The organism is Superficieibacter sp. BNK-5 (assembly GCF_047456055.1).
Lineage (GTDB): Bacteria > Pseudomonadota > Gammaproteobacteria > Enterobacterales > Enterobacteriaceae > Superficieibacter.
Genome location: NZ_CP179893.1, coordinates 523,072 through 540,426 on the forward strand (window position 1 = coordinate 523,072; position 17,355 = coordinate 540,426).

The 17,355-nt window shown below is 53.9% G+C and carries 15 protein-coding genes; 12 read left to right on the forward strand and 3 right to left on the reverse strand.

Features of this window, described 5'->3' with window-relative positions:
* Nucleotides 1-17: 17 nt before the first annotated feature.
* From ACMGGS_RS02525 to ACMGGS_RS02535, 3 genes are all read left to right on the forward strand, one after another.
* A complete protein-coding gene (locus ACMGGS_RS02525; protein ID WP_414164919.1) occupies nt 18-761 on the forward strand; it encodes a sulfite exporter TauE/SafE family protein in 744 nt (247 codons plus the stop codon).
* Between the two features lie 230 nt (nt 762-991).
* Nucleotides 992-3,460, forward strand: a complete 2,469-nt coding sequence (locus tag ACMGGS_RS02530) for a membrane-bound PQQ-dependent dehydrogenase, glucose/quinate/shikimate family (protein ID WP_414164920.1) — start codon at nt 992-994, stop codon at nt 3,458-3,460.
* 300 nt (nt 3,461-3,760) lie between these two features.
* The gene (locus ACMGGS_RS02535) at nt 3,761-4,204 is read left to right on the forward strand and encodes a GFA family protein (protein ID WP_414164922.1); all 444 of its coding nucleotides are present in this window, start codon (nt 3,761-3,763) and stop codon (nt 4,202-4,204) included.
* Nucleotides 4,205-4,210: 6 nt separating this feature from the next.
* Here the strand turns inward: ACMGGS_RS02535 and ACMGGS_RS02540 are convergent, their stop codons facing one another.
* Nucleotides 4,211-5,101 (reverse strand): LysR family transcriptional regulator, encoded by an 891-nt coding sequence (locus ACMGGS_RS02540; RefSeq protein WP_414164923.1) that lies wholly within the window; start codon nt 5,099-5,101, stop codon nt 4,211-4,213.
* A gap of 131 nt (nt 5,102-5,232) precedes the next feature.
* Here ACMGGS_RS02540 and ACMGGS_RS02545 point away from each other — a divergent pair, with 131 nt between their 5' ends.
* Together ACMGGS_RS02545 and ACMGGS_RS02550 are read left to right on the forward strand one after the other, a co-directional pair.
* Nucleotides 5,233-5,967 carry an SDR family oxidoreductase gene (locus tag ACMGGS_RS02545; protein ID WP_414164924.1) on the forward strand — a complete coding sequence of 245 codons (735 nt, stop codon included), beginning with the start codon at nt 5,233-5,235 and terminating at the stop codon, nt 5,965-5,967.
* A 19-nt stretch (nt 5,968-5,986) separates the two neighbouring features.
* Complete coding sequence (locus ACMGGS_RS02550; RefSeq protein ID WP_414164925.1) at nt 5,987-6,196, forward strand: tautomerase family protein; 210 nt, start codon at nt 5,987-5,989, stop codon at nt 6,194-6,196.
* Between the two features lie 39 nt (nt 6,197-6,235).
* On the opposite strand, the gene ACMGGS_RS02555 is transcribed toward ACMGGS_RS02550, so the two are convergent.
* Both ACMGGS_RS02555 and ACMGGS_RS02560 read right to left on the reverse strand, forming a co-directional pair.
* Nucleotides 6,236-7,546: a diguanylate cyclase gene (locus ACMGGS_RS02555; protein ID WP_414164926.1), complete on the reverse strand. Its 1,311-nt coding sequence runs from the start codon at nt 7,544-7,546 to the stop codon at nt 6,236-6,238.
* Nucleotides 7,547-7,771: 225 nt separating this feature from the next.
* Entirely contained in the window at nt 7,772-8,872 is a 1,101-nt protein-coding gene (locus tag ACMGGS_RS02560) for a glycerol dehydrogenase (protein WP_414164927.1), read from the reverse strand.
* Between the two features lie 341 nt (nt 8,873-9,213).
* On the opposite strand from ACMGGS_RS02560, the gene ACMGGS_RS02565 reads away from it, so the two are divergent.
* From ACMGGS_RS02565 to larB, 7 genes are all read left to right on the forward strand, one after another.
* Nucleotides 9,214-10,122 (forward strand): dihydrodipicolinate synthase family protein, encoded by a 909-nt coding sequence (locus ACMGGS_RS02565; protein ID WP_414164928.1) that lies wholly within the window; start codon nt 9,214-9,216, stop codon nt 10,120-10,122.
* An 84-nt stretch (nt 10,123-10,206) separates the two neighbouring features.
* The gene (locus ACMGGS_RS02570) at nt 10,207-11,727 is read left to right on the forward strand and encodes a UxaA family hydrolase (protein ID WP_414166185.1); all 1,521 of its coding nucleotides are present in this window, start codon (nt 10,207-10,209) and stop codon (nt 11,725-11,727) included.
* Nucleotides 11,728-11,901: 174 nt separating this feature from the next.
* On the forward strand, nt 11,902-13,218 hold the full coding sequence (locus ACMGGS_RS02575; protein ID WP_414164929.1) for a lactate racemase domain-containing protein: 1,317 nt from the start codon (nt 11,902-11,904) through the stop codon (nt 13,216-13,218).
* Nucleotides 13,219-13,269: 51 nt separating this feature from the next.
* Nucleotides 13,270-14,562 carry an MFS transporter gene (locus tag ACMGGS_RS02580; protein WP_414164930.1) on the forward strand — a complete coding sequence of 431 codons (1,293 nt, stop codon included), beginning with the start codon at nt 13,270-13,272 and terminating at the stop codon, nt 14,560-14,562.
* Nucleotides 14,563-14,583: 21 nt separating this feature from the next.
* Nucleotides 14,584-15,846, forward strand: a complete 1,263-nt coding sequence (locus ACMGGS_RS02585) for a LarC family nickel insertion protein (protein WP_414164931.1) — start codon at nt 14,584-14,586, stop codon at nt 15,844-15,846.
* A 9-nt stretch (nt 15,847-15,855) separates the two neighbouring features.
* On the forward strand, nt 15,856-16,692 hold the full coding sequence (locus tag ACMGGS_RS02590) for a hypothetical protein (RefSeq protein ID WP_414164932.1): 837 nt from the start codon (nt 15,856-15,858) through the stop codon (nt 16,690-16,692).
* Nucleotides 16,689-17,348, forward strand: a complete 660-nt coding sequence (gene larB, locus ACMGGS_RS02595) for a nickel pincer cofactor biosynthesis protein LarB (RefSeq protein ID WP_414164933.1) — start codon at nt 16,689-16,691, stop codon at nt 17,346-17,348. The genes ACMGGS_RS02590 and larB overlap by 4 nt, the downstream gene beginning before the upstream one ends.
* Nucleotides 17,349-17,355 lie beyond the last annotated feature (7 nt).

Sequence of the window (17,355 nt, forward strand, 5' to 3'; positions counted from 1 at the left end):
TTTGAAAAGATAACCGGATGAGCGAAATACACTATCTCAATGTGATCATCATCTTTATAGCCGCCGGGCTGGTAAAAGGCGTGACGGGAATGGGATTGCCGACGGTGGCGATGGGACTGCTGGGCACCTTTATGCCACTGCCCGTGGCGGCAGCGCTGCTGATAATTCCTTCTCTGGTGACCAACGTCTGGCAACTTTTCTCTGGTCCGGCGTTTATGGCTCTGTGGTCAAGGCTATGGCTGATGATGTTGTTTGTCGTGGCCGGAACGCTTGCAGGCTCAAGGCTTTTAATCAGTATCGACGCAGGCATATCCGGCTTTCTCCTCGGCGCGGCGCTGATCGTTTACGCGGCTTACGCGCTGTATGCACCCATTTTTAACGTGCCGAAAAAGCATGAGCGCTGGCTGTCACCTACCATTGGCGCAAGTACCGGCATCATCACCGGCGCGACCGGGGTATTTGTGATGCCAGCGGTACCTTATCTTCAGACGCTCAATTTACCTAAAGATGAACTGGTGCAGGCGCTGGGGCTTTCTTTCACGGTTTCTACCGTCGCGCTCGCTGCCGGACTTTATGCGCAGAGTGCGTATCACATTAACCAACTATCGCTGTCATTGTTTTCCCTATTCCCCGCATTAATCGGGATGTGGCTGGGGCAAAAAATAAGATCGAAAATCAGCGCCAAAACATTCAGAAAATGTTTCTTACTCTTTTTAATATTACTGGGAGTGGAATTAACCCTGAAAACTTTGCTGTTTTAACCGCATAATAGGACCAGTTCTAAATAGTTACTTTCAGAAATAATATTATTAATTAAAGTCAGTTTATTGTTTTATCAGGAGATTATCTGCCGCAAATAAACTGTTCCTCAACAAAAAGTAACGTATTGCTTTGCGCGTATTGATTTATAAGTCAAACCAACTAACTTTACAAATGCAGACATTATAAATTGTAAATTTACGCATTTTTAATATGGCATAAGGAAAAGACTTTGGAGACTTCAAATAGAATACCCAGACTGTCAGTCTGGAATATCCTGTTTGCCACCGTACTGATATTGTTCGGCGCGGCCATGCTGATTGGCGGCGGCTGGTTAGTGGTGTTAGGTGGAAACTGGTATTACCTTTTGGCAGGCATCGGCTGCATCATCGCTGGCGCGCTGATTTTTGCCAGAAGAACCAGCGCCGTGTACTGGTTTGCGCTGGTGTTTATTGGCACGCTAATCTGGACTATTCAGGAGTCCGGACTCGATTACTGGCGCTGGGTTCCGCGCTTCGACATTATGCTGCTGCTCGGCATCGTGTTTGCTTTCCAGCTTCCGCGCCTGAAACCCGGCATCAGCCGTGCGCTATCCCGCTCGCTGGCGGGCGTCTTTATTCTGGCGTTTATTGTTGCGGCAGTGCTTCCGTTTACCGCCCTGAATACCACGCCTGCAACCAACGTTCCGGCGGCCGGGGCGCACTCTTACGTGGCGGATACGGGAACCGGTAAAGCCTCGCAGCCCGATGCGGGCGACTGGTATACCTACGGCGGCTCGCTGGCCTCCCAGCGCTTCGTCAACGCCTCCCAGATCACCCCCGATAACGTGAAGGATTTGAAACTCGCCTGGCAATTCCGCACCGGCGATTTGCCCAAAGCGCGCTGGGGCGGCGAAAATACGCCGATTAAGATAGGCGACACGCTGTACACCTGTACGCCGCACAATCAGGTTTTCGCCCTCGATGCCGCTACCGGTAAAAAGAAATGGCAGTTCGATCCGAAAGTCAGCGACAAATCGATTCCTTATACCGCGGCCTGCCGTGGACTGACCTGGTTTGATGCGCAAACCAACAGCCATATTTCAACCGGGGAGAATGCTTCTGCCGCCACGCCTGCCGTAGCGACTACCGGTGCGATGTGCGAACAGCGGATTATTTTAGGCACTCTGGATGCACGTATCATTGAACTGGATGCTAAAACCGGCGAAGTGTGCCGTGATTTCGGCAATCAGGGTACGGTGAATCTCGCCGAGGATATGGGCGAAATTTACGATGGCTATGTCGCCATCAACTCCGCGCCGGTGGTGATCCGCGACACGCTGGTGGTCGGTCACCAGACCATCGACGGCCAGCGCGCATTCGGCCCGCCTGGCGTGATTAAAGCCTACGACGTGCGCAGCGGGAAACTCAAATGGGCATGGGATGCGGCGAATCCCGATGACAGCACGCCGAAAACCGGTCCTGATGCGTACAAACGCGGCTCGCCGGATGTCTGGACCTCATTCACTGGCGACGACAAATTAGGGCTGATTTATTTACCAGTGGCGAACGCCTCAGGCGACTACTGGAGCAGCTCGCGCACCGGAGCGGAAGATAAATATGCCGTCTCGGTAACGGCGCTCAATATCGACACGGGGCTTCCGGTCTGGTCGTTCCAGACGGCGCATAAAGACGTCTGGGATTACGACCAGGGTTCACAGCCAACGCTGGTGGACTACCCCGGCAAAGACGGCGTTGTTCCGGCGATTATCGTGCCTACTAAGCAGGGCGAGATTTATGTGCTCGACCGTCGTACCGGGAAATCGCTGTTTGGTGTTGAAGAACGAGCGGTTCCCGGCGGCGGCGTCGAGCCGGAAGCGCGCTCGCCTACGCAGCCCTACTCGCTGTTCCATCATCTGAGCAAGCCCGATCTGACGCCGCAGGATATGTGGGGGTTAACGCCTCTCGATCAGCTGGTGTGCCGTATTCAGTTCCAGAAAGCGGGCTATAAAGGTCAGTACACGCCGCCGGAATCCGATCGTCATACGATTGAGTATCCGGGCTATAACGGCGGTTCGGACTGGGGTAGCGTGGCGGTGGATCCTCAGCGCGGGTTAATCATTGCCAATTACAATGATATGCCGAACTACAATATCCTTGTGCCGCGCGCCAAAGCCGACAAGCTGGGCTGGAAACCGCGCGATGAAATTACCCATAATCCGCACGATGAAGGCCATGCCGAAGGCGCAGGCGATCCGCAAATCGGCGTCCCTTATGCGGTGAACGTGAATGCGGGCTGGCGCTTGCCGGTGACCGGGATGCTGTGTAAGGAACCGCCTTACGGTGGCATTCGCGCCATTGATATGCGTGATGGTCGCACCGTGTGGGATCGTCCGCTTGGCACCGCGCGCCGTAACGGGCCGTTCGGCCTGCCGACCGGGTTGCCGATCAATATCGGTACGCCGAATAACGGCGGTTCGGTGGTGACCTCCAGCGGCCTGATCTTCATTGCTGCCGCCACGGATGATTTGATCCGGGCGATTGATATTAATACCGGTGAAACCGTATGGAGCGCTCCGCTGCCTGCGGGGGGCCAGGCGAACCCGATGATATATACGCAGAATGGACGTGAGTATGTGGTCATTGCGGCGGGGGGACACCATTTTATGGAGACGCCAGCCGGGGATTATGTTCTCGCCTGGGCGCTGCCGGAGAAAAAGTAGTTGATTAAAAAGCGCGCCGGGATGGCGCGCTTAGCATGGGCACCGTGGAAAAATGCCGGGTGGCGGCTTCGCCTTACCCAGCCTACAAAACCACCAGATATCAATATATTGCGCTGGAATATGTAGGCCTGTGCAAGCGCAGCGCCGCCAGGCAAAACGGCACGCAGTCATGCCGCCCGTGTGGAATTAACAGATAACGGTCCACCTTTTGTAGGCCTGTGCAAGCGCAGTGCCGCCAGGCACATCATCCACCGGGGGCCATGCGAAATCATCCCCACTTATCCACGCAGGAGAAAGCATATGACGACATCAACTCAGTCTCATCACGGTCAGTGCCACTGCGGCGCGGTGCAATTTGAGGTTAAATTGAGCGACGGCTTAAACACCATTCGCCGCTGTACCTGCTCCTATTGCCGGATGCGCGGCGCGGTGGTGGTCTCCGCCGAAGCGGGTGGCATTACCTTTCTTCGCGGCGAAGAACTGCTCACCCGCTACCACTTTAACACCGGGGCCGCACAGCACTTCTTCTGTTCACGCTGCGGCATCTATACCCATCACCAGCGGCGCTCCAACCCCAATCAATTTGGCATTAACGTCGCCTGCCTGGAAGGCGTTAGCCCGTTCGACTTCCCTGCCGTTCCCGTTTATGACGGCGTAAATCACCCTAACGACAACAACGGTGTTTCCCTGCTGGCGGGCACCCTGATTTTCCAGCCGGCGGAAAAAGAACAGCCCGAAACCTGATTCACTTCATAACGCTCCGGCAAAGATATCGCTGACCCAGTTCAGGAACACGTCCAGACGCCGCGAAGCCCGCCGTTCCCCGGCATAGATGGCGTTGACCTGTAAGGAACCCGGCGGATACGCGGCGAGCACTTCCACCAGTTCGCCGCGCCGTAGCTGCTCTTCGAAGCGATAACGCGGAGCCTGAATCAGCCCCAGCCCCTGCGCTGCCAGCGCGGCGGCGGTATCGGAATTATCGGTCATCACCCGGGCTGGCAGACGCCGGGATTCCGTGCGGCCATCGCGGATAAAATTCAGCGGCATCACTTCCCCGGTCTGCGATGACACAAAGCCGATCATGTTATGTCCCGCCAGATCGTCCAGGCTGTACGGCATGCCGTGAGCGGCGAGATAGGCCGGACTGGCGCAGGTCATTTCCGGGAGATGGCCCAGCCGACGCAGCCGCAGACTGCTGTCTTCCGGCACGCCGACCCGGATCACGCAGTCGATCCCTTCACGCACCAGGTTAACCAGACGATCCGTTTGCCCAAAGGTAATGACGATATCCGGATACTGGCGGAGAAAATCAGGCAGCCGCGGCACCAGAAACGTGCGCGTCAGCAGGCCGGAGGCGTTGATGCGTAGATGGCCGCCCGGTGTCGCATTACGAAACACGGTCCAGGTGTCTTCGATATCCCCCAGCACTGCCCTGGCGCGGCGGTGAAACTCCTCGCCCTCCGGCGTCGGTTTTACCGCACGCGTGGTACGCGCCAGTAATTGTGCGCCCGTTTCCTGCTCCAGTTGCTTGATGGCATTGGTGGCAGTGGAGCGGGCAATCCCCAGCTCCTGCGCCGCCTGCAAAAAGCTGCCCCCTTCCACGATGCGCACGAAAAGCTGTAGCTGTTGAATTTTGTCCAAATGGGTTCCCTCTCGTTAACTCTCTTATTATTAGTGACAGATGAATTATCATGTCAATTTACAGACGATTATTTTTAATAATCCGACAGCTATAGTGTTTCAGACGATTATTCATCAACGGGAGCACAGGTATGCAGAATACAAAAGTCGCCATTGTGACGGGCGCGTCTCGCGGGATTGGCGCTGAAATTGCTCGCGGCCTTGCGGCTGATGGGATCGCGGTCATCGTTAACTATTCGCGTAGCAGCGAACAGGCAGATGCCGTTGTGGCCGCGATTAGTGCCGCAGGCGGCCAGGCACGTGCCGTGCAGGCCAACATTGCAGACGCTGACGCGGCGCAAATCCTGTTCACTGCCGCGGAAAACACCTTTGGCAAGGTTGATATTCTGGTCAACAACGCGGGCATCATGGAACTCTCAGCGATTTCCGCTACGGACGATGACAGCTTTGAGCGCCAGATTGCCATCAACCTGACCGCGCCGTTTCGCCTGATGCGGGAAGCCACAAAACGCCTTAACGAAGGTGGCAGGATTATTAACTTTTCCTCCAGCGTGGTGGGGCTTTACCAGCCGCAGTACGGCGTTTATGCCGCAACTAAAGCCGCCGTCGAAGCCCTGACCCATATCCTGCCCAAAGAGCTGGGATCGCGTGGCATCACGGTTAATGCGATTGCGCCCGGCCCGGTGGCAACGGATCTTTTCCTTAATGGTAAAAGCGACGAGCTGGTTGAACGTATCAAAAATATGAACCCGCTGGGCCGCCTCGGCGAACCGCAGGACATCATGCAGGTAGTGCGTTTTCTGGTCAGTCAGGAAAGCGGCTGGATCAACGGTCAGGTTATTCGCGTCAATGGTGGCGTGATCTGATTTATTTGAGGAGAATATTATGCCTTTTGTTAATATCAAAACCCCGGAAGCTGCGCTGAGCGCGGAACAAAAAGCCGAGATTGGTCATCGGATCACCGACCTGCTGGTCGAATACTTCTCTGAACATGCCAGGGCGCACACCATGGTGTTAATTGAGGAAGTGAAAGATGGCGGTTATTACCGTGCTGATGAGCCTTTCAGCATTCCACAAGAATACAGAGCCAGCTAAATCATCTCCCCGGCGGCGGGTTAGCCGGGGCATGTCTCATTACTCTGCGCCGCTAACCACCCGGTTGCGCCCCTGTTTTTTGGCTTTATAGAGCGCCGTATCCGCCTGATAAATCAGCTCGCTGGCAATGCTGTGCAGCGGCTGCTCACCAAAAATCGCCTTTGCATCGTACAGCGTCGCCACGCCAATACTGATGGTCACAAACCCGGTCGGGCTGGAAACATGCGGAATATTGAGCGCCGCCACGCTGGCGCGTAGCCGTTCGGCGACGATCAGCGCCCCGTGGATGTCGGTACGCGGCAGGATCACCAGAAATTCTTCGCCCCCGTAGCGGCTGATATTATCTTCTGGACGCAGGCTGGCCGATACCAGCGCTTTGGTGACAGCCCGCAGGCAATCATCGCCGGACTGGTGTCCCTGACTGTCGTTGAAATTTTTGAAAAAATCGATATCCGCCAGGCAGATTGAGAGCGGCAATCCTTGTTCAAGCGCATGGGCAATTTGCTGGATCAAAAACTCATCCATATGGCGGCGATTAAACAGTCCGGTGAGATGATCCAACTGGGCGAATTGCTTTAATACCAGGTTGGCATTCGCCAGCTTCTGTTCCGCCAGGCGGCGGGCGGTGATGTCCACCCAGGTCACCGACAGGCCGACCACGTTATCCATCGCGTCATAGACTGGCACCGGCTGGGTGTAATAATAGCGCTCGGCAAACATTAATTCCCGGCTCGGGATGTCCGCGCCATGGCTCGCGCCGCTGAAATCCTGCAAAAACTGCTGCCAGCATTCAGGCATAACATCAGGGAAATAGTCGGTTACCGCGTTAGAAGGTGCGCTGGCGAGCAGGCGGGTCATCGCTTTATTCGACATCACGATGCGCCCGTGTAAATCGATCATGCACAGCGCAACGGGCGTGGTGTCGTAAATGGTTTCCAGTTGAAGTACGCGCTCGCCGAGCGTAGAAATATTACGGTCAATGCCGCGATAGCCGCTGAGATTTCCCTGCTCGTCAAATAACGGTATGCCGCTGGTCTCAAGCACCACAATGGTCCCGTCTGCCCGTCGGTTGCGATTCACCAGACCGGAAAAGGCTCTTTTCGCCGTCACGATGTCCATAAACGCCAGCCCCACCCGTTCGGCTTCATCGGGCGGCATAAAATCAAACGGCGTCCGACCGAGAACCTCTTCTGGCGGGTAGCCCAGCAACTCGGTCACTACCCCGGAAACCCAGGTATAGCGACCTTCGGCATCCACTTCCCATAGCCAGTCAGAATTATGATTGAGAAGATCGAACAGATGCTCCTCATTCACCTCATGAAAATAAGGACGTGTTTTTTCATTCATCATGAGCATGCTCAAAGTGCGTTAAATGGAAACCGGGTCAGGGCAACAGACGCTATAAAGATACAGGGAAGCGCAAGGCGAGAATAGCAATCATTGATGTGATGAATATAAATATTCTTTATTTATTTGCTGCTTTTGCTTTTTGAAGGCGAGGTGAAGGGATAAAAGAAGGTAAGCGGGAGAATTAAAAAAGCCCGGCGGCATAAACCGGCCGGGCCAGAGTGCGTCTTAGCGAGCGGCTTTCAGGCGACGGCCTTCTGCATCTGCTGCGCGCATTGCCGCCAGCACATTGACCGGCGTAACGTCGTAAGGCTCGTTGTGCATGGTTTCGCCAGCCTGGCAGGAAGCCTCGGCCGCCTTCATCAGATCGGCATCGCTGACATTTTCCAGGCCGATATCCGCAAGCGTGGTCGGCAGACCCAGCTCCAGGCAGAAACGATAAACGGTATTAATCAGTTCTGGATCACGATCGGTCAGCATCAGCATTGCCAGGGTGCCGAATGCGACTTTTTCACCGTGCCAGTAACGGTGAGTCTGCGGCAGCACGGTCAGACCGTTGTGAATGGCATGCGCCGCCGCCAGACCACCGCTTTCAAAGCCAAGGCCGGAAAGCAGCGTATTAGCTTCGATAACGTGTTCAAGCGCAGGCGTGACCTTCTGCTGTTCGCAGGCATTTTTTGCCTGTACGCCATATTTCAGCAGCGTATCAAAACACATGCGTGCCAGGCCGTATGCTGACATCGGGCCAGGGCGACCGGTCATGTTACCGGCAAGTTTAACGCGGCAATCTTCCGCTTCGAACCAGGTGGCCAGCGCATCGCCAATGCCCGACAGCAGGAAACGTACCGGCGCCTGAGCAATAACGCCGGAGTCAACCAGCACCACGTCCGGGTTACGCGGGATCATCAGATAGCGTTTAAACTGCCCTTCCTGGGTATAAATCACCACCAGAGAGCTGCACGGTGCATCGGTTGATGCCAGGGTAGGCACAATCACAATCGGACGTTTTAAGGTCGCGCCAGTGGCTTTAGAGGTATCCAGCGTTTTACCGCCGCCAATGCCGACGATAACTTCTGCACCGCAGGCTTTCGCCAGACCGCAGATACGTTCGATCTCTTCGTCAGAACATTCGCTGTTGAAGATTTCAACCTGATAATCCAGCTTACCTTTTAGTGCGCCATCGATTTTGTCACCCAACTTCTGATGAACAACCGGATCCTGCAGTACCAGTGCTTTTTTACCAAGGCGCAGAATTTCATCAGCAAGAGAGTGTTCAATCGCGCCAGCACCTTGTACATAGCGTCCCGGGAAAATAGCGGTAGTAATCATAAAATCTCCTTATAAATAATTACAGTTCCACATAAGGAACCAGAGTTCTTAATGACTTTTATATTTACTCTATATTTAAATCCCGTCAACAGCAGAATAAAAAATTCCTCACCGCATCATTCATTAAATATATGAGAAACGCCAATTCATTTGCGTGAATTATCAAGGTTAATTATTCGTAAAATATTAACATCTAATATATAAAGTGGAGCAGATCACATAAATACTATCCGTTACATTCCGGCTCAAAATATCTATTGCACCGATTTCTGAATAGGTAAATAATTCCTGACACTGAACAATGGTTCTCCATGCAGAACAACAAGGATGGCAGTTTAAAAATGAATCTTGATCAATTTAAAGGGATATTCCCGCCCGTTCCCACCATCGTAAACCGCGACGGCCAGCTTGACCGTGAAGGCATGGCACGCATGCTTGATAAAGTCATCAATGATGGCGCTAACGGCATGCTGATCCTCGGTAGCGGCGGTGAGTTTTGCCACATGACTCATCAGATGCGTCTCGACGTAGCCGAGTTTGCACTGAAACACGTTGCGGGCCGCGTACCGGTGATGATTGGCATTGCCGCGCCGGGAACCGATGAAACGATTGAATACGGTTTGCACGCGCAGGAACACGGCGCCGCCGCCGTTCTGGTGGTGAATCCTTATTATGCCGTCTTAAATGCTGATTTTATTTACCATCACTATCGCAAGGTTGCAGAAAGCCTGAAGACGCCGGTTTTACTGTATAACTTCCCCGCCTTAACCGGGCAGGATATCGGCCTTGAGGTTATCGAACGCCTGGCGCGCGATGTGCCGAATATCGTGGGCATCAAAGATACCATTGATAACATCAGTCATACCCGTGAAATTATCAATCGCGTTCATGCTTTCCGCCGTGATTTTATTATTTTCTCCGGCTATGACGAATATATGCTCGATACGCTGATCCTTGGCGGTCACGGCGGTATTCCGGCCACCTTTAACATTGCCCCGCATATTACCGGCGGTATTTATAAAGCGTTTGTCGAAAAAAACTACGAAGAGGCGTTTGAAAAGCAGCGCACGCTGGCGAAATTGTCTTCGCTTTACGCTATAGAGTCGCCGTTCTTTGGCGTCATTAAAGAGTGTATCAAAGCGGCAGGCACCGATATTTCAACGGAGGTCATCGCGCCAACGCAAAAACTGTCGGCAGAAAAAACAGAGCAGGCAAAATCAATCCTGCGTTCAGCAGGCATCATTAAGTAAGCCATCGGACGATATGCTCTGCGTCTTTCAGGCTACAGCATCGTCTGTAGCCTGAAAAAACAGGAAACTAAGGGACCCATGACGATGAACACACCTTATCCAGTCATTAAAATTAACGACAATGATGATGTTGTCGTTGCACGCTTTCCGGTAGCGAAAGAGACCTTCCTGCCGCATGAAAATCTTACCGTGAATAAGGATATTCCGGCAGGACACAAAATCGCCCTCCACGATATTGCCGCCGGCGATGCGGTGAAGCGTTACGGTCAAATCATTGGCTTTGCGTCAAGAGACATTAAAGCAGGCGACCATATCCACACCCATAATTTAAGCATGGGTGATTTTTCCCGCGATTATGCGTTTGGTGTGGATACCGTTGAATTACCCAAAGCGGATCGCGTTGACACCTTTATGGGCATCCGTCGTGCTGATGGCCGCGTGGCGACCCGCAATTTCATCGGTATTCTGACCTCCGTTAACTGTAGCGCCACCGTTGCCCGCGCCATTGAAGATCACTACAAAAAAGTGGGCCTGGCTGATTTCCCGAATGTCGATGGCGTCGTCGCCCTGCCCCAGAGCTTTGGCTGCGCGTATGGTTTTGACAGCGAAACCATGACCGTCATGCGCCGGACGCTAAGCGGCTACGCACGGCACGTTAATTTCGCCGGGGTGGTGATCATCGGCCTGGGCTGCGAATCCAACCAAATTAAAGATCTGATCCGCACGGAGGGCCTTGAAGAAGGCAAACTGCTGCACAGCATGACCATCCAGCAAACCGGCGGCACCCAGAAAACCATTGATAAAGGCATTGAAATCATTAATGCCATGCTGCCGCAAGCCAATAGCGTGACGCGTGAACCAGTGCCGGTCAGCGAAATTATTCTCGCGCTGGAGTGCGGCGGTTCAGACAGCTACTCCGGGATTTCCGGCAACCCGGTACTCGGCTACGTTGCAGACAAAATCGTCCAGCAGGGCGGCACCGCAATCCTTTCCGAAACCTCAGAAATTTTCGGTGCGGAACACCTGCTAACCCGCCGGGCAGTGACGCCAGAAGTGGGCCAGAAGTTAGTTGATCGCATTGCGTGGTGGGAAGATTACTGCACCAGAACCAAAAGCGAGATGAACAATAACCCCTCTGCCGGCAACAAAGAGGGCGGACTGACGACGGTGCTGGAAAAATCGCTGGGCGGCATCGCGAAAGGCGGCACGTCAAACCTCGTTGAAGTGTACGAGTATGCTGAACCGGTGACGGCGAAAGGCCTGGTCTTTATGGATACCCCAGGGTACGACCCGATGGCGGTAACCGGTCAAATCGCCGGCGGCGCAAACCTCCTGTGCTTTACCACCGGCCGCGGCTCGGCCTTTGGCAGCAAGCCTACGCCGACCCTGAAAATCGCCACCAACAATGCGCTCTGGCAGCGTCAGCAGGAAGATATGGACCACAACTGTGGCGACGTGGCCGAAGGTACAGAAACCATTGCTCAGGCGGGTGAGCGTTTATATGCACTGGTGCTGGCAATGGCGTCCGGGCAGAAAACAAAAAGCGAAAAATTTGGCTACGGTGGCCTGGAATTTGTGCCGTGGACCATGAACGCCATTATGTAATATTACCGGAATTAATCGATAACGTATAAATACAATGAGGAGGTCTTTTGTATGGTCGCCTCATTATTACCTTAAGAATAAGCTGCATATTTTATTGACGTTCACTGTAATCAGATCGAGTGAATGCCGATCAGCGTTCATTTTATACATTTCCAGTTTACAAGGACTACGACTATGTCATTCGTCAAAAAATTATTACAGGATGTGCCATTACCGGATATGGTGAAAATAAAACAGCATTTTCCCTCCCCGGAAGAAATAACGGATATTCCGCTGACGATTCACCAGCAGTTTAGCCATCCGGATATTCGTAAAACCATTAAACCCGGTATGACCATTGCCGTGGGCGTGGGAAGTCGCGGCGTGGATAAAATCGCTGAAATTGCCCGGGCGGTCGTTGCGGAACTGAAAGCATTAGGCGCGCATCCTTTTGCGGTTCCGGCGATGGGCAGTCACGGCGGCGCTACCGCGGCGGGTCAGTTGCACGTACTGGAAAATCTTGGCATCACCGAAGCCACGCTGGGCTGTGAAATTCGCTCCTCCATGGAAACGGTAAAAGTTGGCGAGATAGAAAATGGCCTGGACGTGCTGATGGATAAAAATGCCATGCAGGCCGACGGTATTATCGCCATCAACCGTATCAAAGCGCATAACGCTTTCACTGCGCCCATGGAAAGCGGCATTCTGAAAATGATCACCATCGGCTTTGGCAAACAGGAAGGGGCGGACGCCTGCCATACGTATGGTTTCGGCAATATGGCGAAAAACATTCTTGATATGGCGCGCGTTAAAATTGCCAATACGCCCTTTTTATTTGGCGTAGGCACCATTGAAAACGCCTACGACAAAGTGGTTAAAATCGAAGCCATTCCGGCAAACCGCCTGGAAGAGCGTGAAAAAGCGCTGCTGGCCGAATCCAAAAGCTACTTCCCACGCATTATGTTTGAAAACGTGGACGTGGTGATTATCGACCTGATGGGCAAAATCTACTCCGGCGGCGGCATGGACGGTCACGTCATGGGCCGCGCACCGACACCTTACGTGGAGCCAATCGCCTCCATCCGTCCGGATCGTATTGCGGTCCTCGATCTGCATGAGCAGAGCGGCGGCAATGCCACCGGCATGGGTTGGGCCGATTATTGTACCCAGCGCCTGTTTGATAAAGTCGATTTGCAGGAAACCTATCCGAACGTTATTACCTCACGTTTAGCCCGTGACGGCTTTGTGCCCGTGATCCTCTCTTCCGATAAAGAAGCGATTCAGGCCGCGCTGAAAACCTGCATTATTCTGGATGGCCGTACTGAAATCCGCATGGTCCGTATCGCCAATACCTTACATATCGACGATATGTATATTTCAGCCAATATGCTCGACGACGCCATGAAAAATGAAAATATTGAAATTATTTCTGGCCCGGCGCAGTTCCAGTTTGATGAACAGGACAACCTCGTCGATCTGGGAAATATTTCAGGAAAAGATAAGCATCATTAATTATTAAAAAACCCCTTTTGACGGGAAATTATTTATACGACAGGAGTCATTATGTCAATATCCACAGCACTACCCTCTATTGTCAGTAAAACGAAGTGGCGGCTTATTCCTTTTATGCTGATGCTGTATATTCTGGCATTTTTGGATCGATCCAATATCGGTTTTGCGAAAGAAACCTATCAGGTTGATATTGGCCTGAGTAATGAAGCCTATGCGCTGGGTGCAGGGCTTTTCTTTGTGGTTTACGCCTTCCTCGGCGCACCCGCTAACCTCTGCTTACGTAAATTTGGTGCCCGCCGCTGGATCGGCATGACCACCCTGGTCTGGGGCGCACTGTCCGTAGCGATGGGTTTTGCTGATAGCGAGGCGAAGTTCCTGACGGTACGCGTTCTGTTAGGGATTGCCGAAGCGGGCTTCTTCCCTGGCATGATCTACCTCACCTCCCAGTGGTTCCCGCAGGCTAACCGTGCGAGCGTGATGGGCCTGTTTTATATGGGTGCTCCGCTGGCAATGGCCTTTGGCTCTCCGCTTTCCGGCGCGCTGCTGGAGCTTCACGGCTGGCTGGGCCATCCGGGCTGGTTCTGGATGTTCGTTATTGAAGGTATCCTGGCGGTAGCCGCAGGCGCGTGGACATTCTCCTATCTGGACGATACCCCGGCCCATGCCCGCTTCCTGGATGCTAAAGAGCGCGAAACGTTGCAACAGCAGCTGGCAAAAGAGGAAAGCAGCAAATCCAGCGCCACCATTGGTGAGGCACTGAAAAACCCGCGCGTCTGGCACCTGGCCGTGATTTACGGCACCATCCAGTGCGGCGTATATGGCCTGATCTTCTTCCTGCCAACCCAGGTTGCGTCAATTATGGGCAGCTCGGTGAATTTCATGACATCCGTCATTACCGCGGTTCCCTGGCTGTGTGCATTATTCGGCACGTTCTTTATTCCGCGCTATTCAGACAAAATTCAGGAACGTCGTAAAATCGCAGCAATTACCTTCTGCATCGGTGGTCTGGCATTAATGGCTTCTGCTTTTGTAAGCCCTTACGCCGCTATTATTGCTCTGTGCCTCGCGGCAACGGCGTTCTTCGCCTGCCAGCCGGTATTCTGGGCGATCCCGACCAGCCTGCTTTCAGGTAGTGCACTGGCAGTAAGTATCGGTTTTATTAATATGTTTGGCGCATTTTTCAGCTTTGCCGCACCGCTTATTCGTGTGCATGCTGAAAACCTGGTTGGCTCACCGGCAGCAGGTTTAGTCTCTATCGGCTCTATTGTCGTGCTGGGCGCGCTGGCGATTATGGCGCTGGGTAAAAAAGGTTCTGCTCAATTGAGCACGCAGACAAATAAATAAGATTTTCAGGAGTATTAATTCGTGAGCAGCACCAGGATGCATATTCACCTTGATGTTATTGGCGGGATTGCCGGCGATATGTTTGCCGCCGCAATGCTGGATGCGTTTCCCGACCTCCGCTTACCGCTTGAGGACATGCTGTCCGGCTTAACCCTTGCACTTAACGCGAGTTTCCGACTGGAAGACGCGATGGACAAAGGGTTAACCGGCAAGCGTTTTCAGGTGGTTATGGGCAATAGCGTGGTGAGCGATAAAACGCATCTGGTCTTTACCCCCGCCAGACGGCCATCGGGTGTGCTGGCTCCTGCTGCTCACGATCATCACCACTATCGCTGGCAGGATGTGATGCAGCGCCTCGACAGGGCTGCACTGCCGGACGATATCGCCCGCTGTGCCAGGGAGATTTATACCCTGCTGGCTCAGGCCGAGTGTGCCGTTCACAACACCAGCCTTGAGCAATTACATCTGCATGAAGTGGGCGCAGCCGATGCGTTAATTGACATCGTCAGCGCCGCTTTCCTTATTCATCACAGTCAGGTTACTAGCTGGTCTGTCTCTTCCCTGCCGTGGGGCGGCGGCATGACCCGCTGCGCGCACGGCAAAATTCCTGTCCCTGCGCCCGCCACGCTTAACCTGCTCGATGGCTTTTCATGGTTTGACGACGGCCAGCCCGGCGAGCGGATCACACCTACCGGTGCCGCCATCCTCGCGTGGCTTAAGCCGCGTTTCGCGCCAGTTCATGGCAGCAGTAGCGCTACCGGCTATGGCTTCGGCAACCGCCAGTTTGCCCTGTGTGCCAACGTTCTGCGCGTCTGCGCGTTTACCCAGCGCGCCGCCACCCTGCAACAGGAGAGCATTATCGCGGTGCAGTGTGACATTGACGATATGACGCCGGAACTCCTGGCTATCGCCATCGATCAGTTACGCCAGCATGAGGCGGTTATCGACCTGACCACCTACGCCGGGCAAGGCAAAAAACAGCGCTGGGTCACCCATCTGGAGATCCTCTGCCGCGCACCGCAACTGGATGACGTGTGCCAGGCCATTTTTAACCAGACCTCGACGCTGGGTGTGCGTTTTCATCCCGTTACCCGCTACACCCTGCCGCGTCGACATGAAGTGATTGCCCATGAACAGCAAGAATGGCCGGTGAAATACGCACGTCGTCCCAACGGCGAAGAGAGCTGCAAAGTCGAGGCTGACAGCCTGTGCCTCTCTTCGCAGAGCCATCATCAGCGCCAGTACATTAAAGCCACAATAGAAAATCATCTCGTCAGCAAATAAGGTCATAACGTGAATACAGATCGGGAAATTCTCCATAAAATTTCGCTATTAGAAGAATGTCTGCGCGCAACCGAACGCTGTACAATAGCCGTCAGCGGCGGTATCGACAGTATGCTGCTGTCATGGATAGCCAGTCGCTGCCTGGGCGATAACGCGCTGATTGTTCACGCTACGTCACCCGCCGTATCGCAAAAAGACGGTAGCCGGGTCCGCGATTATGCCGCGCGCTGGCAGTGGAATTATCAGGAGATCGTCTCCGATCAAATCCATCAGGAAATGTATCAAAGTAACCCGTTAAACCGCTGCTATTACTGCAAAAGCGGTCTTTACTGCCAGCTGGGAAAATTCAACCACGGCCACATCATGACCGGCACCAATATGGACGATCTCGGTGATTTCCGTCCGGGGCTGATTGCCGCTCAGGAGCAGGGCGTGCGCCATCCTTACGTTGAATGCCAGATAGATAAAGCTATGATCCGTCAAATTGCCGCCCATTTTCAGCTTGCCGATCTCCAGGATCTCCCGGCGTCTCCCTGCCTGTCGAGCCGGATTGAAACCGGGATCCGCATCAACACCGCCCAGCTCTCTCTGATTGACCGCGCGGAAAGCTATCTGCGCCAGCATTTTCCTGAGCAAACCGTTCGCCTGCGTATTCGTAAAGACGGGCTGGTGGTCGAACTCGCCGGGTCAACGCTTGACGGGCTGGATGCGAAAAATAAAGCGGACCATATTACCTGCGTCGAATCGATGGCGCGCGAAAGCGGCATTGATGCGTCGGTGCGTTTTGCGCCCTATACGCAGGGCAGCGCGTTTATCGGGGATAAGAGTGTGCGAGCGGGGCAATGACAGACATTATTATGGATTTCCAGCGCACGGCGCGCTGCGGCATCAGCGAAGCTGTGCTGTGCGAATATAAAGACAGCGATCAAATCGCCGCTATTCTGGCGATGGCCCGCCAGCAGCAGCAGCGATTACTGTTGACTCGCCTGTCGCCAGAAACGTACCAGCAACTTGACGAGCAGGATCAACACCAGTTGAACTGGTTTCCCACGGCGCAGTGCGCCATTCTCGGTGAAAATCCGCCGCTCACCGCTGAAGCCGTCATCGGTGTGATCTCCGGCGGTGCATCCGATCGCCGGGTCTGTGAAGAGATCCAGCTCACGCTGAATTTCCATGGCATCTCCTGCCAGCTACATCAGGATCTGGGCGTTGCCGGATTATGGCGTTTACAGCAACATCTGGCGCAGTTACAGCGGTACAAAATTATTATCGCCGTGGCGGGGATGGAAGCTGCGCTGCCGACCGTGGTGGCCGGGCTGGTTCGCGCCCCGGTGATCGCCGTTCCCACCTCCGTGGGCTACGGTATTTCCGCTGGTGGACAGGTGGCGCTGAACGCCTGCCTGGCAAGCTGCGCGGGTGGGGTGATGACCATGAACATTGATAACGGCTACGGTGCCGCCACGGCAGCCATCCGTATTTATCAGCAGTTTGCGGCGACCTGAGGAGAAA